The sequence below is a fragment of the Flavobacterium sp. WC2509 genome, from assembly GCF_052683105.1.
Map to the genome: position 1 here is coordinate 586,189 of NZ_JBQZFG010000001.1, position 16,336 is coordinate 602,524.

At 33.2% G+C, this 16,336-nt stretch carries 13 protein-coding genes; all 13 read left to right on the forward strand.

The genetic code is table 11. The features are described 5' to 3' along the window. Positions 1-3 precede the first annotated feature (3 nt). The 13 genes from ACUN3A_RS02270 (at position 4) to ACUN3A_RS02330 (ending at position 16,124) form a co-directional block, all read left to right on the forward strand. The gene (locus ACUN3A_RS02270; protein ID WP_445549729.1) at positions 4-1,410 is read left to right on the forward strand and encodes a DUF1254 domain-containing protein; all 1,407 of its coding nucleotides are present in this window, start codon (positions 4-6) and stop codon (positions 1,408-1,410) included. Positions 1,411-1,580: 170 nt separating this feature from the next. Beyond that, positions 1,581-2,981 carry a DUF2252 domain-containing protein gene (locus ACUN3A_RS02275; protein WP_445549730.1) on the forward strand — a complete coding sequence of 467 codons (1,401 nt, stop codon included), beginning with the start codon at positions 1,581-1,583 and terminating at the stop codon, positions 2,979-2,981. A 46-nt stretch (positions 2,982-3,027) separates the two neighbouring features. Beyond that, positions 3,028-3,609, forward strand: a complete 582-nt coding sequence (locus ACUN3A_RS02280; protein WP_445549731.1) for a DUF4136 domain-containing protein — start codon at positions 3,028-3,030, stop codon at positions 3,607-3,609. A 197-nt stretch (positions 3,610-3,806) separates the two neighbouring features. Beyond that, the gene (locus ACUN3A_RS02285; protein WP_445549732.1) at positions 3,807-4,892 is read left to right on the forward strand and encodes a BamA/TamA family outer membrane protein; all 1,086 of its coding nucleotides are present in this window, start codon (positions 3,807-3,809) and stop codon (positions 4,890-4,892) included. A gap of 197 nt (positions 4,893-5,089) precedes the next feature. Then, the gene (locus ACUN3A_RS02290; RefSeq protein ID WP_445549733.1) at positions 5,090-6,460 is read left to right on the forward strand and encodes a glycoside hydrolase family 28 protein; all 1,371 of its coding nucleotides are present in this window, start codon (positions 5,090-5,092) and stop codon (positions 6,458-6,460) included. Between the two features lie 121 nt (positions 6,461-6,581). Further along, positions 6,582-9,302, forward strand: coding sequence for a family 78 glycoside hydrolase catalytic domain (locus tag ACUN3A_RS02295; RefSeq protein WP_445549734.1), 2,721 nt, complete (start codon positions 6,582-6,584; stop codon positions 9,300-9,302). Between the two features lie 63 nt (positions 9,303-9,365). Continuing rightward, on the forward strand, positions 9,366-10,781 hold the full coding sequence (locus ACUN3A_RS02300) for a family 43 glycosylhydrolase (RefSeq protein WP_445549735.1): 1,416 nt from the start codon (positions 9,366-9,368) through the stop codon (positions 10,779-10,781). Between the two features lie 52 nt (positions 10,782-10,833). Next, on the forward strand, positions 10,834-11,550 hold the full coding sequence (locus tag ACUN3A_RS02305) for a rhamnogalacturonan acetylesterase (RefSeq protein ID WP_445549736.1): 717 nt from the start codon (positions 10,834-10,836) through the stop codon (positions 11,548-11,550). Positions 11,551-11,843: 293 nt separating this feature from the next. After that, positions 11,844-12,299, forward strand: coding sequence for a MarR family winged helix-turn-helix transcriptional regulator (locus ACUN3A_RS02310; RefSeq protein ID WP_445549737.1), 456 nt, complete (start codon positions 11,844-11,846; stop codon positions 12,297-12,299). A 12-nt stretch (positions 12,300-12,311) separates the two neighbouring features. Beyond that, complete coding sequence (locus tag ACUN3A_RS02315) at positions 12,312-12,944, forward strand: NAD(P)H-dependent oxidoreductase (protein WP_445549738.1); 633 nt, start codon at positions 12,312-12,314, stop codon at positions 12,942-12,944. A 45-nt stretch (positions 12,945-12,989) separates the two neighbouring features. Next, positions 12,990-13,556 carry a YceI family protein gene (locus ACUN3A_RS02320; RefSeq protein WP_445549739.1) on the forward strand — a complete coding sequence of 189 codons (567 nt, stop codon included), beginning with the start codon at positions 12,990-12,992 and terminating at the stop codon, positions 13,554-13,556. A gap of 421 nt (positions 13,557-13,977) precedes the next feature. Next, positions 13,978-15,252, forward strand: coding sequence for a hypothetical protein (locus ACUN3A_RS02325; protein WP_445549740.1), 1,275 nt, complete (start codon positions 13,978-13,980; stop codon positions 15,250-15,252). Positions 15,253-15,554: 302 nt separating this feature from the next. Then, a complete protein-coding gene (locus ACUN3A_RS02330) occupies positions 15,555-16,124 on the forward strand; it encodes a YceI family protein (protein ID WP_445549741.1) in 570 nt (189 codons plus the stop codon). Positions 16,125-16,336: the final 212 nt, after the last annotated feature.

Genomic DNA, 16,336 nt, shown 5'->3' on the forward strand with positions numbered 1-16,336 from the left:
AACATGAAAAAAATATTCTTATTCGCACTAGTTTCAATTTCTCTTTTTTCTTGTAAAAAGAAAGAAAATGTAAGCAACGAAGTTTTGGATGCACAAATTGCCATAACTAAATCAGCAGATTCTGCAAAAACGATTGCAAAAGAAGCCTGGACATACGCTTTTTCAATGGCAATGAATTATAGAACGATGCATTTGTATGCCTTGGATAAAACCTATCCGGATTATGCAGGAGGTTTTAATAAATTCAAACATTATGATAAAATTTTCACCGCTAAAGATACAGCTGTAGTAACTCCAAACAATGATACTCCCTATTCATGGGCGATTTTAAATTTGGCTGATGAACCTGTTGTACTGGAAGTTCCAGAGGTAAAGGACAGATATTACTCTTTTCAATTTGTCGATTTATATACGTTTAACTTTGCGTATGTAGGAAGCCGTGAAACTGGAGACAAAGCGGGAAAATATTTAATTGCAGGACCTGATTGGAAAGGCGAAAAACCAAATGGCATTGACAAAGTAATTCAATCCGAAACCAACCTTGTGACTTTATTGGGAAGAACAGAATTGAAAATGGCTGCTGGAGATATTGAAAATGTAAAGAAACTGCAATCCCAATACAAATTGTCTCTTTTGCACGAATTTACCAAAGAAACTGCTCCGGCGCATAAAGAATTTACGTTGCCTTATCCTGAATTTAATCAAGTCGATTTAGGTTCTTCAGCCTTTATTGGATTAACCAATAACCTTCTACAATATACTTCTTTGAATCCTGCTGAGACCGAATTAAGAGAAAAGTTTGCCAAAATCGGAATCGTTCCAGGTAAGAAATTCGACCCTTCGCAATATACTCCGGAAGTATTAAAAGCAATAACCGAAGGAGCGCAGGAAGCGGGGAAAGAACTTAAAGACGGAACGGATAAATTAGCTAATGCAACAGATTTATTTGGAACCCGAGAAATGATCAACGGAGATTATACGAAAAGAGCTTTAGGTGCCGCCGCAGGGTTGTTCGGAAATACAAAAGAAGAAGCTGTTTACATAGGAACCCGATCAGATAAAGCGAATAATTTCATGTCTGGAAAAAACAAATATGTGATCCGTTTTCCAAAAGGACAAACTCCTCCAGATAAATATTTCTGGAGTATTACTTTGTATGAATTACCAAGTCGTTATCTAGTAAACAATCCCATTAACAGATATTCTATTGGAGACCGAACAACAGGCTTAAAATATGAGGTTAATGGAGATTTAGTGATTTACATTCAGCATGAAGCTCCTAAAGGGAAAGAATCAAACTGGATTCCAGCTCCAAAAGATGCTTTTTATTATTTGATTCGAATTTATGGCCCGGACGAATCAATATTAAACGGAACTTGGAAAGCCCCACAACCAGAACAGGTTAAATAAACAATTAATGTTGATCTCAAATAGAAATAGTAGAAAAATAAAAGCGCATAAGTCGCACTTCCTTTTTCTACTATTTCAAATTTGATTGAGTTTTATTTCGACAATCAAAATACTAAACCAATTTACGGTTTGCAAAAAAAAGAGGATGAATAAGAATTAAAGTGAATCTTATGTCTGAAAAATTAGAAGAAAATAAAGACAATCTTTCCGACTCAGTCATATCCAAAACAAAACGTTTTGCTAAAGGAAAAGCACTGAGAAAAACCACTTCTCGGTCATTACATCGTCAATGGAAACCATCGGAAAAGCGCGAAGATCCAGTTGCGGTCTTGATTAATACTAATATAGGGAGAATCGAAAGCTTACTCCCTATTCGGTACAGCCGCATGATGGAATCTCCTTTTTCATTTTTTAGAGGTGCGGCAGCAATCATGGCTGCAGATTTAGCGCATTCACCCAATACAGGCATTGAGCTTCAGCTTTGCGGCGATTGTCATCTTATGAATTTTGGCGGATTTGCTACTCCGGAACGCAAGTTAGTTTTTGACATTAACGATTTTGATGAAACGCTTCCCGGCCCATGGGAATGGGATTTAAAAAGACTGGCCACAAGTTTTGCCATTGCAGGAAGATGGAAAAAATTCTCGAATAAAGTATCAAAAGAAATGGCTTGGCAAGTTGCTGACAGTTATAAACGGCACATGTTCGAGTACAGCAAACTATCGGCACTTCAGATATGGTATGCTCACATTGATCTTGCCGAATTAATTGAAAGAGGCGATGACGAAGAATTAAAAACTTTTCAAAAGAAACGCATAAAAAAAGCATTAGAATATTCAGCCCATGAAAAAGAGTTTGCTAAACTCACCCATAAAGAAGGCTCAAGAGCCCGAATAAAAGATGAACCTCCGCTGATATACCATCCATCTGGCGAAGAAGGAGAACGATTATTACGAATAGTAGAAGAAGCACATCTACGCTATATCGAAACGTTATCCGACGACAAAAAAATACTTTTGAAAAGGTATTCATTACACGATTTGGCAATAAAAGTGGTAGGTGTTGGAAGTGTAGGAACGCTTTGTGGCATCAGCTTATTAATGTCAGCGACCGGAGAACCTATTTTTTTACAATTTAAAGAAGCCAGACAAAGTGTTTTGGAACCAAATTTGGCTACAAAAAATAAATACAGCCATCAGGGAGAACGAATTGTAATGGGGCAAAAGCTTATGCAATCCGCCTCGGATATGTTCTTAGGATGGACGAATGATGATCAGAATAAGTTCTTTTATATCCGCCAGCTTCGTGATGCAAAGGTAAAACCACTTTTAGAAATTATGAAGCCTAAAAATATGACTGCTTATGCAAGAGCCTGCGGATGGGCATTGGCCAGAGCGCATGCACGAACAGGAGATCCTTCTATCTTGTCTGGTTATATTGGAAAAAATGACGAATTCGCCAATGCAATTGCAGAATTCTCAGTTTTGTATGCCGATCAAAATGATGCTGATTACGCAAAAATGCTAGATGCAATCAAAAAAGGCCGACTGTCTATCTCAACTGATATATAAAATAAGAATCAATAATAATTAATCATTAACTCTAAATTTTAATAAGATGAACACAAAAAGAAAATCCCTTTTCCTAATTCCAATATTATTATTAGGATTAATTTATGGATGTGCACCAACGGTAAAAGTAACAAATGATTACGATCATGCAGTAAACTTTAGCGAATTTAAAACTTTTGCAACTTTTGATTTACGTGCACAAAAAGGCCAGGTGAATCAGTTAAACGTTGATCGGGTTACAAAAGCGATAATCGCAGAAATGACCGCTAAAGGTTTTAAGGAAACCAGTGATAATCCCGATTTAAAAGTAAACGCAGTTGCGATCTTAAAAAACAAACAGCAGGTTACTGCCAATTCTAATTTCTACGGATATGGTGGTATGTATCGCCCATACGGATATTGGGGCGGCGGAGCAATGATGGGAGGAGGAACAACAACATTTGACACCTATGATTATGTTGATGGCTCATTAGTAATTGACATTGTATCAACAAAAACGGGAAAACTTGTTTGGCAAGGAATTGGTAATGCCGAAATTGACAATAAACCAGACAATCCCGAAGAATTTATAAATAGTTCCGTAAAAAGCATTTTGGCAGGTTTTCCTCCTGGTGCTGTCAAAAAATAGTTTCAATACTGTTCTTTCAAAGCTTACTCCTTTAGATTAAAGGAGTAAAGCTTTGTACAATCCATTGAAATTGGATTTATAAAAAGGTATTTCTTCACAATTCCAATCTGTTATTGACTTTATTTTTTATGAAAAAACCAAGTAGTTCCCTTCGATTTGTATTTACGTGTCTTCTTTTTATACTATCGCTCATTAATATGATGGCGCAAAATAAGCATGTAACCTTAAAAGATTCTCTTGATGGCGCAATTGACATGAGTGATTATATCATTTATGCACATGGTTTTTTAGTGGTTCCAACGATTATTACAGAACCTGCCTTAGGTGGAATTGGAGCTGCAGTTGTACCTGTTTTTCTAAAAAAACATAAGCCTGTTATTGACGAAAATGAAAAAAAAAGAATCATAAATCCAGACATTACAGGTGGAATTGGTATGTATACCGCGAATAAAAGCTGGCTTGCTGGAGGATTTCGTTCCGGAACTCTTATAAAAGAGAGAATAATGTATAGACTTATGGCAGGTTATGGTGATCTAAACTTATCCTTTTATGAAACTTTACCTAATGGTAATGATCAGGAATTCAAGTTTAATTTTAGATCTGGTTCTTTTTATGGACAAGCTTTAAAAGAATTTAAAAATCCTAAATGGAGTGCCGGACCACAATATCTTTTCTTGAATTCAGAAATAACCCTTCCAAATGGTGACTTGCCAAGCTTTGTGACCGAAAAAAAAACAACCAGTTTGATTAGTCAATTGGGAGCAGCTATACAGTTTGACAATCGTGATAATATTTTCACGCCAGACAAAGGTATTCGTCTGCAATCAGACTTTTTTTGGTCGGATAATGCAATAGGCAGTGATTACGATTTTTGGCGCTTAAATTTATCATTAATTGGCTATCGACCTATAACAAAAAAACTAATTGGCGGACTCCGATTAGAGGGAGAACAAAGCCTTGGAAGTGCTCCGTTTTATCTTTTGCCTGGAATAAATTTAAGAGGTATTCCGTCAGGCAGATATCAAGGAAAAACCAGTATCGTTACCGAAGCAGAATTTAGATGGGACGTATATAGACGATGGAGTCTTATGGCATACGGAGGTGGCGCAAGTGCTTTTGATCAATGGGATCAAGCTTTTGACAAACCATTGGTTTATAGTTATGGAACCGGTTTTAGGTATTTAATCGCTAGAAAATTTAAACTCCGAATGGGTGTCGATGTAGCAAAAGGACCTGAACAATGGGCCTATTATATTGTTTTTGGCAGTAATTGGTTTCGCTAAATTGTTTAGCTGTAAAACTTCTCATTTTTTTCTTAAATAAAACAGATACCCCGTTCAAAATATTTTGAACGGGGTATCTGTTTTTAATCAGGATACTCAAAAAAAAAAACTTTCATATATTCGCAAGTTCTCAAAAATTAAGAAAAATTAAAATACAGCTAAACTATTACACTATCACTAATTAAATTAACTTATAAATGAAAAAATTTATCCTGTGTACTTCTTTAATTCTTATACTTACTCTTTTCTCTTTCAAAATTGATCCTCCAAAAGTGACTCAAAAAGAGACTAAAGTTACCGCACCATTTGGAATAACTACAATTAAAACGCCAGACTTTAGTAAATGTGCATCATTTATAATAACCGATTTTGGTGCAATCAAAGGTGACAAAGAAAAAACATCTCAAGCCATTGCAAAAGCTATTGATCAAGCCAACAAAGCAGGAGGTGGAAATGTTATTATTCCAGAAGGAGAATGGATTACTGGAAAAATTCATTTTAAAAGTAACGTCAATTTACATTTAAATAAAGGAGCATTACTGCTTTTTTCAGACAATCCAAATGATTATCTACCTGCAGTTCATTCGACTTGGGAAGGATTAGAATGCTATAATTATTCACCATTAATTTATGCTTACAAATGTGAAAACATTGCTATTACTGGTGAAGGTGGCATTAAAGCAAAAATGGATTTTTGGCAAAAATGGGCTGGTCGTCCACAAGGACACATGCAAAGTTTAAAAAGATTATATAATTTATCTGGGCAAAATGTTCCTGTTGAACAACGTGTAATGGTAAACGATACGGCTAATCTTCGTCCGCAATTTATTCAATTTAACCGAAGTAAAAACATCTTACTTGATGGCTTTTCAATAACTAATAGCCCTTTTTGGACCGTTCACATGTATCTTTCAAAAGACATTATTGTTCGAAAACTAAACATTTATGCACATGGTCATAACAATGATGGTTTTGACCCAGAAATGAGTCAGAATATCTTGGTCGAAAATGTCACTTTTGATCAGGGAGATGATGCTATTGCTGTAAAATCAGGTCGTAATCCCGAAGGATGGCGTTCTAAAACACCTACCAAAAATTTAATTATTCGAAATTGTACTATCAAAAATGGACATCAATTATTGGCTGTAGGAAGTGAACTATCTGGTGGAATAGAAAATGTGTTTATAGACAATTGTGAAGTTTTAGACGGAGCAAAAATGTACCATCTTGTATTCATTAAAACGAATGAACGTATGGGCGGTTATGTGAAGAATATCTATGTTCAAAATATTAAAGGAAGTAAAATGGATCTTGGAATATTAGGAATTGATACCGATGTTTTATACCAATGGAAAAATTTAGTTCCAACAGTAGAACGCCGCCTAACTCCTATTTCTGATGTTTATCTAACTAATGTCACCGCTAAAGAAGTGAAATTTATTTCAAAAATTAAAGGAGAGAAAGAATTGCCCATAAAAAATATTTTTCTAAAAAATGTAACGGCAGAGTCTATGCTAGGCACAGAAAAAAACATTAATGAAAATGTGATTAATTTTAAAATGGAATAACACTATAAAATAATTTCAAAATTTTATCAATCAAATTAAACCCAGATGACACATTAGGTATCTAATACATTATCTGGGTTTAATTTAATTCTATTTTTAACAAAACCATAACCAACCACCGATGAAGCAAATAATAAAATCTTTACTTTTTGTATTCTTTCTTTTCTCGTTTATTAAAGGTACTGCTGCAAATCCAAATGCACCTTTTAATCTACGAAGTTTTGACAAACAAAACCCTATTGGCACAAACGATAAACCGTATTTTGGTTGGTATCTAAGTGATGCTGATTCTAACGAAATTCAATCAGCATATCAAATCATTATTTCTTCAAGTCTAATTAATCTTAACGCAAACAAAGGCGATATTTGGGATAGTAATAAGACCAATTCCAGAAAACAAAATTATATATACTTAGAAAAAACGGCTCTTAAAGCAGCAACTACTTATTATTGGAAAGTTCGTTGTTGGGATAAAGATGGTAATGTTAGTACGTATTCAAATCCTGCAAATTTCACAACGGGTTTATTAACCAACAATGATTGGACTGCAGCGCAATGGATTAAAAGAGATTCTAAAGACAACGACGATTTTACTTACTTCAGAAAAAAAGCAAATCTTCCGAACAAAACTATCAAAAAAGCAATCGTTTACCTATCAGCTTGTCATAGCTACGAATTATATGTGAACGGACAATTTGTTGGAAAAGGATTTAACAATCACTATCCGCAATACAGTTATTATAATGCCTGGGATATTACTGCTTTATTAAACAAAAACGCTGAAAATCTACTAGCCTGTCTTACACACTGGTATGGTGGTGGTCAAGGGCGTGCAACGGGAACTCGTGGCATGATTATAAAAACGATTATCGAATATAATGATGGTACACAAACCGTTATTGGTTCTGATAAATCTTGGAAACAAGTACAAGCAACTCAATGGCTTCTTGGTCAGCCACAACGAAACGGCGAAGGTGTTGGAAGAGTTGAATCTGTTGACAGTCGTAAAAATATTGCTAATTGGAATAACGCAAAATTAGACGACTCCAATTGGAAAAATGCTACCGAAATTGGCTCCCACCCTACTACTCCATGGACAGGCACTTTAAGATCCGACTTAACTCGAGTTGTAGAAAAAGAAATCAAACCTAAAGCTATAAAAAATTTAGGGAATGGTAAATATGTTATTGATTTAGGAAAAATATACGCTGGTAGTTTTAAAATAACTTTTAAAGAACGTACTCCTGGAGATACTATCAAAATGCTAGGCGGATTTGTACTAAACAATGACGGAACTGTTGCTCCTAAATTCAGTCAATCTACCAATCTAAGTTTTAAATACATTCCAAACGGTGCTAATTCGGTTTTCAATCCAAATGTTTATTTTGGGATGCGTTATCTGCAAGTTGAAAATGCACCAAACGAATTAAATCAGAACAATGTTAGTTTTATTAGTCGTCATTTCGAATTAGATCCTTCCCACTCTTCATTCGAAACATCAAATGAAATGCTAAATAAAACTTGGGAATTGATGGCACATACACTAGTTCTGGGTGCACAAGAAGATTTTGTTGATACACCAACAAGAGAAAAAGGAGCTTTTTTATTAGATAGCTGGTCACAGGCAGTTCCTTGTATGAGCGTGATGTATGATCGAACGATGAACATGCGTGCATTGAATGAATTTTTAGAGTCCCAAGATCAATATTGGCCTGATGGACGATTGAATGCAGTATATCCAAATGTTGATGGCGGAAGAGATATTCCAGATTTTACACAAGCTTATCTTGTATGGGTTTGGGATTATTATACTCAAACAGGAAATATTGAATTTTTAAAATCCAATTATGCCCGTTTGAAAAAAGTTGCCGATTATGTTGACACTTATAAAAATGAAAGCACCGGATTAATCCATAAACTTAAAGGAGGAAAAGGACCTTATGAATTTGGGATTATAGATTGGCCAGCAACAATGCGTTATGGTTATGACATGAATGTTGAATCCAGAACTGTTATTGATGCTTATGCTTATGAGGATTTCAACATTCTCTCAAAAATTGCCGAAGTCATCGGTAATTCTGATGACAAAACACTTTATGGGAATAAAGCAGAAGCCATCAAAAAAGCAATTAATAATAATCTTATCAATCAAAACGGTGTATATATTGACGGAATGAATAACGATAAAAATGTGAGTACTCATGTCTCGCAACATGCTAACATTCTTCCGTATGCATTAGATATTGTACCTGAAGCAAACAAAAAACAAGTTATTGAGGAGATTAAAAAACAAAAAATGAATATCGGAATGGTATGTCTACGTTGGCTACCTGAATCCCTTGGTTTGGCTGACGAAGGAAATCATCTTATTGATTTGTATACTAATCCGCAATGGGAAGGCTGGGCAAAAACTATCACACTCGGAGGTACTGCAACTTGGGAATCTTGGGACGCCGACACAACTGGTCAAAGTATGTCACATCCTTGGGGAACTGTAGGATTGCTAGCCATGCAAAATTATATTTTGGGAATAAAAGCGGTAACTCCTCAACACGAAAAAATTCAAATTAAACCATTATGGTTTGGAGACAAACTGACGTATGCCAAAGGAACTTATCCTACGGATAAAGGCGATATCAAAGTCGATTGGAACTATTCAAACAATAAGTATAATTTAAAAATCACTGTTCCTAATAATAGTACTGCAAAAGTCTATTTGCCAAAATGTGGCAAAACTGGAACTACAATTAAATTTGACAACAAAGAAGTTGCGGCTATCGAGGAAGGAAATTATCTGTATCTGGATAACATTGGATCAGGTGAACATCATTTTGAGAGATAATACATCTTTGGGAAAATAATCGATTGTCAAAAAAAATTATAAGAATACAATTTTAAAAAATATATGAATAAGCAAATCAAATCAATTCTTTTACTATTCTTTTTAGTAATTTATACAATAGGAATAGCACAAAAAAAAGAAAAACTAAATGCTATTTATTCTGGTATTCCTTGGCATGACGATAAAGGAAATACGGTAAGTGCACATGGTGCTGGAATTATAAAAGACAACAATAGATACTATCTTTTTGGCGAATATAAAAGCGACTCAACTATTGATTTCACTGGTTTTAGCTGTTATTCTTCCTCCGATTTGTACAACTGGAAATTTGAAAAAATAGCACTTCCTGTTCAAGAATCTGGGAAATTAGGCCTTAACCGCATTGGCGAAAGACCAAAAGTCATGAAATGCCCTAAAACTGGCGAATACATTATGTACATGCACACGGATGATCTTAAATACAAAGACCAATGTGTGGGCTACGCTACCTCTAAAACTATTAATGGTGTTTATACTTTCCAAGGTGCTTTATTATTTAATGGTCAGCCAATCAAAAAATGGGATATGGGTACTTTTCAGGATACCGACGGGAGTGGCTATGTCATAACGCATTCTGGAAATTTATACAAACTTAGCGATGATTATAAAAGTGTCACTGAGCAAATTGTGAAAGACATGACTAAACATTGCGAAGCACCAGTTATTTTCAAAAAAGACAACACTTATTTTTGGTTAGGTTCTGGCCTGACTTCTTGGGAACGAAATGATAATTATTATTTCACAGCAACTTCTTTAAAAGGACCATGGATATCGCATGAAAATTTTGCTCCTAAAGATTCATTAACTTGGAATTCACAATCAACATTTGCACTTCCTATCGTTGGTTCAAAAGATACTACATATTTGTTTGGGGGAGACCGTTGGGCTTTTCCACATCAAAAATCGGCGGCAACTTATGTATGGCAACCTTTAATTGTAAAAGACGATGTACTTTCTTTACCTGATTATAAAGAAAATTGGCAAATCAACACCATAACTGGGGAATGGTCTAACCTAACTTTGAAAGGTACTATCATTCAAAATTCAGATACTAAAAACATAAAGTATTCTGATAATTGGAAAAAAGAACCAACAAAAGACTCTTTTACTGATAATAGTTCGGATGCAAAGGGAGCTTCTTTTTCAGTGAATTTTAACGGAACACAAATTGGTTTATATAGTGTTGCTCGCCCAAATGGAGGTTATGCTCAAGTTGAAATTCAAGATGCAGGCGGTAAAACTATTCAATCCAATTTAATTGAAATGTATTGTAAATATCCTGAATCTTCATTAAAATACTTAAGTCCAATTTTGAACAAAGGAAATTATAAACTTATAGTAACCGTTACGGGAGAACATGGTAATTGGTATAAAAAAGATGGAACAGGATTTGGCAGTACAGGGAATTTTGTTTCTGTAGATAGAATAATCGTTAAATAAAATATCTTTAAATCAGTATTTAAGAAACATCCAAAAAATAAATTTTATTAAAATGAATAAAATAAAAAGAATCTTAGTTCTATTAGTTGTTGCCACAATAATTTTTTCTTTTAGCAGCCCTAAGCAAACAAATATTTGGTTAATTGGTGACTCAACTATGGCTGCCAAAAAACCAGAAAGACTTCCTGAATCAGGCTGGGGTGTTGCTTTGGCTAATTTTGTTACCGATAAAGCGGTGGTACATAATCATGCCGCCAGTGGCAGAAGTACATTAAGCTTTATAACCGAAGGCAGATGGAAAACGGTTTCAGATAGTTTACAAAAAGGTGATTATGTAGTTATCCAATTTGGACACAACGACGAGAAAACAGAAGAAAAACTTCATACAGAACCTTTTGGAACATTTAAAAATAACATGCAAAAATTTATAGAGGAATCTCGCAAAAAAGGAGCTATTCCAATTGTTTGTTCTTCAATTGTTCGTCGTCATTTTGATGGAAAAGGAAATTTAATCGACACCCATGGAGATTACATAAAAGCAGCCCAAGAAATCGCAAAGGAAACAAAAACTCCTTATATTGATATGGAAGCTGCTACTCGCAAATTAGTAACTGAAATGGGACCTGAGAAATCTAAAGAAATCTACAATTTCGCTAGAAGCAAAAAAGACTCCACTCACGTAAATGTTAAAGGAGCTGAAATGGTTGCCCAATTATTTGTAACTGAAGTTAAGACAAAATCACTTCCCTTAGCTAAGTTATTTAAATAGTATTAGTAAGTTATTATCAGAAATACGTCCTAAACGATGGAAATTCAGAATTAGATACCCCTCTAAAAATTTAATTTATACTTATTCTCTAGAATTAATATATTTTAACGGGATTTTTATTTTTATTGATTTTTTTTTAATAATTTTAAAAAATTAAAATTCAACCATTTGTGCATTTTAAAAATCAGCTTTCTGACTTATTAAAAAAAATTAACAAAAAATTAATTTAAACATTTGTATATACAAATATAAAAAATGTTACATTTGTACCAACAAATAAAGATTATGCCGCCATGAAGATTGAAGATGAATTAAAAAGCACAGTTGAATATAGCAAATCAAAACAAATCGTTTTGAATATTATGTACACAGTAAATGTAGTTACGGAACGTTTCAATGATCTTATGAAACCTTATGATATTTCTAGCGAGCAATTTAATGTATTGCGAATATTAAGAGGACAAAAAGGATGCCCTGCCAATATGTGTATCATACAAGAAAGGATGTTGGCCAAAACAAGTAACACAACGCGATTAGTTGATAAATTATTATTGAAAGAGTTAGTTACTCGCAATGTTTGTCCAAACAACAGAAGAAAAATTGAAGTTTTAATCACCCAAAAAGGATTAGACTTATTAGCTGAATTAGATCCTAAAGTTAAAGAACATGAAGATTTTTTTGCTAATAATTTAAATAAAGAAGAGCAAGAGCAACTAAACATATTATTAGAAAAATATAGAACTAAATAAACAAATATAATCATGAGCAATTTTTTAAATAATCAGAATTGGAGATACGCAACAAAGAAATTTGATGCTACTAAAAAAGTTTCAGCAGAAGACTTAAACACATTAAAAGAAGCAATTCGTTTGAGTTCCTCTTCATACGGATTACAGCCGTACAAAGTAATCATCGTAGAAAATCCAGAACTAAGAGCGCAATTACAACCAGCAGCTTGGGGACAATCACAAATAGTAGAAGCTTCTCATTTATTCATTTTTGCAAATGAAACCAATGTTGGTGACGATGCTATTGATGCATTCTTGAATACAATTAGTGTTGAAAGAGAAACTCCTCTTGAAGCATTGGCTGGATATGGTGATTTTATGAAATCTAAAATATCAACATTAGAACCTGCGATTAAAAATACTTGGGCATCAAAACAAACGTATTTAGCTCTAGGAAACTTACTAAATGCTGCTGCCGAACTAAAAATTGATGTAACCCCAATGGAAGGTTTTGTTCCTGCTCAAGTAAACGAAATATTAGGCTTAGACAAATTAAACCTTAATGCTTCTCTTATTGCAACTGTTGGATACCGTCATGAAGATGATACTACTCAATTTTACAAAAAAGTTAGAAAATCACAAGAAGACTTATTTATCACTTTATAATAATTATTAATTCAAATCAAACACTCTTAAACAAATTTTAAAACTATGAAAAATTTAAAAACAATTGCATTAGCATTCGTAGTAGCATTGTCTACACTAGCAGTAACTGCTCAAACAAAAAAAATAGACGTTGCAAAAAGTAACATCAACTGGCTTGCTAAAAAAGTAACTGGACAACATTCTGGAACAGTAGCTTTTAAAAGTGGTGCTTTAGTATTCAAAAAAAATGTATTAACTGGAGGAACTTTTGTTGTTGATATGACTTCATTAACAGCTACAGATCTTACAGGTGAGTACTTAGGAAAATTAAACGGTCACTTGAAATCAGAAGATTTCTTTGGAACTGAAAAATTCCCAACTTCAACTTTAGTTTTCAAAACTATTGCTCCTAAAGGAAACAACGTTTATACTGTAACATCTGATTTGACTATCAAAGGAATTACTAAACCAGTTACTTTTGATATCGCTGTAAAAGGAAATACTGCATCTACAACTTTCAATGTAGACCGTACTAAATATGATATTAAATACAACTCTAAATCATTCTTCGAAAGCATTGGTGACAAAGCTATCTATGATGAATTTGAACTTAAAGTTAATTTACAGTTTTAATTTTATAAATGAGCATAACTACAAATTGGTAACAAATACCATTTTTGATATGCAAATCACATAGAATTTAATTTTAGAAAGTACCCTCAGCATTTTTTGCTGAGGGTATTTTTTTAGTCTAAATTTAAATTAAACCCAAAAGCTGTTTTAAAAATGAAATTGCATGAAGGATGGAAATGGCATCCTTTTATTTTCCTTCTTTAGGAAAATAAAAGATACAATGGACAGCCTGACCCTTGTGGTCATGCCCAAATAAACAAGATCTTTTTTTTAACCATTTATCCTTATTTATTACTAAAATTCCTTGTTTTATGCGTCTTTAACTTAAAATTTATAAACGGTTAACGTTTAGAAAATGCGTCCAAAATATTGTTACGGTAATTTTGCATAGTTAAAATAAAAAACAGCAAAATTTATTGTTATGAAAACAAAACTATACATATTCATTCTCATTTTATTTTCAAATATTTCATCCAATGCTCAACAAACAAAAGGAATTATTGGTAATAACAACTGGTTAGCCAATTGGACTAATTTTAAACCAGCCACGACTGCTTATAAAGAAGCTACCGAAATTTTGACTGGCGTTATTGACAAAGACCTAAAACTGACAAAAAACAATACTTACAAATTAATTGGGACTGTTTATGTTACCAATAAAGCTGTTTTAACAATTGAACCGGGAACCGTAATAAGAGGTGATAATAAATCTTGTGGAACGCTTGTAATTACCAAAGACTGCAAAATTATTGCTGAAGGTACTGCTGCAGAACCTATTGTTTTCACTTCAAACAACTCTAATTTAATGAGAAAACCAGGCGATTGGGGTGGTATTATTATACTTGGAGATGCTCCTATTAATAAAATTGGAGGTACAAGTTTTTTAGATTTCAATCTAGATTCTACTGTTAGTTATTATGGAGGGCAAAACCCAAATAGCAATTCGGGCATCCTAAAATATGTACGTATAGAATATTCTGGACATAAAATAAATGCCCTTAAAGAACTGAACGGATTATCATTGGGCGGTGTTGGAAGAGGAACTAAGTTTGAATTTATTCAAATTAGCTTTTCAAATGATGATTCTTTTGAATCTTATGGTGGAGATGTTAACTTCAGTAATTTAGTATCCTATAGAGCAACCGACGATGATTTTGATTTCACTCAAGGCGTCCAATGTACTATCTCTAATAGTATTGCTATTCGTAATCCATTTTCTTCGGATGTATCAGGTTCTCGTTGCTTTGAAATTGATTCATACGACAAAATTGAAAATGCTGATGAGACCAAAAAATTAACTAAAATTACAGCGAATAACATTACGCTGATTAATACGGAAGATAATGATCAAGGTTTAGTTAGAGAAGCGATTTATATTAAAGATAAAAGCTACTTCAATATGAACAATAGTATTATTGATGGTTTTAGCAGCTGTGTTTTACTTGAAAATAAAATTGGTGCTTTTCCTGCAAATTTGGCAAAAATAAACATTCAAGGAATTCAGGTTAATAGATGTCGTGGTGTGGTTTTGAGTGAAAGCGCCAACTATAATTCAGAATTAGATAACTGGTACAATAGTGATACTTTCTCAATAGAGTTAACAAAATTGACTATGCCCCAATTATACACACAATCTGACGTTAAAGAATCACCCGATTTTAGAGTAAAAAGCACAAATCCTTTAGCAAGTAAATAAGTTTTTTTTTTGATTTTTTTGAAGCCTGATATTCTATCAGGCTTCGTTGTTTTTAGCCCATTAATTAGTCCAAAAGAATTATATAAACGACATGCTAAACAGTTTCAAAAATTAAAAATACACCTACAAAATAATAGACTAAAAATAAACCAATTACAAAAAAATTATTTAACTTTATATGTAATTTCTATAATAACACTTATCATCATTAATTTTATTTCAATCGATTTCGTTATCTATTAATTAAAATCAAATCAACCTGCATTATTATTTACTTTTTTATCAATTTAATCTAAAGAAATATGAGAAACTTTAAATCATTTAGCCTTGTAGTATTCATTCTTTTGATGTTTCAAGAAGGAAATGCTCAAACGTACAAAATTGATGCCTCAAAGAGTATCATTAATTGGGTAGGAAAAAAAATAACGGGTGAACACGAAGGAACCGTTAATTTTAGAGATGGGTATCTTATTTTTAAAGACAAGAAAGTTACAGGGGGAAGCTTTACCGCAAATATGACCACTTTATCCAACAATGATCAAACGGGCAGCTCCAAACAAAAACTAGAAGGGCATTTAAAATCAGAAGATTTTTTTAACACAGCAAATTTCACAACCGCTACATTAGTCTTTAAAAGTATTGCCTCAAAAGGAAATGACACCTACCTAATCAATGCAGACTTGACCATCAAAGGAATTACAAACTCCATACAATTTGATCTGGTTATGATTGGAAAAAACAAAGCTACTGCTTACTTAAAAGTAAATCGAACCAAATATGATATAAAATATGGTTCGGGCAGCTATTTTGATGATTTGGGAGATAAAACAATTTATGATGATTTTGAGATGAATGTAGTTTTGGCATTCTAACTATTAATATTTAACAAAAATTCAAGAAAAAAATCTTTTTTTTTATTTCATACTCTTTGTCATAACAAATATCATTTATATATTTGCATTCAACAGAAAAGAACATGATAACAATAACAAACAATACTTGGTGGTGGAACAATTTACGTCAAACGTCGTGAACTAAGCTCCTATAGTATTATTTGAACTATAAATATATAAAGGCTTGTCAT

Bases quoted from the DNA above. Each gene is read 5' to 3' on its own strand.
- ACUN3A_RS02270 (WP_445549729.1), top strand. From the start codon at position 4: ATGAAAAAAATATTCTTATTCGCACTAGTTTCAATTTCTCTTTTTTCT.
- ACUN3A_RS02275 (WP_445549730.1), top strand. From the start codon at position 1,581: ATGTCTGAAAAATTAGAAGAAAATAAAGACAATCTTTCCGACTCAGTC.
- ACUN3A_RS02280 (WP_445549731.1), top strand. From the start codon at position 3,028: ATGAACACAAAAAGAAAATCCCTTTTCCTAATTCCAATATTATTATTA.
- ACUN3A_RS02285 (WP_445549732.1), top strand. From the start codon at position 3,807: ATGATGGCGCAAAATAAGCATGTAACCTTAAAAGATTCTCTTGATGGC.
- ACUN3A_RS02290 (WP_445549733.1), top strand. From the start codon at position 5,090: ATGAAAAAATTTATCCTGTGTACTTCTTTAATTCTTATACTTACTCTT.
- ACUN3A_RS02295 (WP_445549734.1), top strand. From the start codon at position 6,582: ATGAAGCAAATAATAAAATCTTTACTTTTTGTATTCTTTCTTTTCTCG.
- ACUN3A_RS02300 (WP_445549735.1), top strand. From the start codon at position 9,366: ATGAATAAGCAAATCAAATCAATTCTTTTACTATTCTTTTTAGTAATT.
- ACUN3A_RS02305 (WP_445549736.1), top strand. From the start codon at position 10,834: ATGAATAAAATAAAAAGAATCTTAGTTCTATTAGTTGTTGCCACAATA.
- ACUN3A_RS02310 (WP_445549737.1), top strand. From the start codon at position 11,844: ATGAAGATTGAAGATGAATTAAAAAGCACAGTTGAATATAGCAAATCA.
- ACUN3A_RS02315 (WP_445549738.1), top strand. From the start codon at position 12,312: ATGAGCAATTTTTTAAATAATCAGAATTGGAGATACGCAACAAAGAAA.
- ACUN3A_RS02320 (WP_445549739.1), top strand. From the start codon at position 12,990: ATGAAAAATTTAAAAACAATTGCATTAGCATTCGTAGTAGCATTGTCT.
- ACUN3A_RS02325 (WP_445549740.1), top strand. From the start codon at position 13,978: ATGAAAACAAAACTATACATATTCATTCTCATTTTATTTTCAAATATT.
- ACUN3A_RS02330 (WP_445549741.1), top strand. From the start codon at position 15,555: ATGAGAAACTTTAAATCATTTAGCCTTGTAGTATTCATTCTTTTGATG.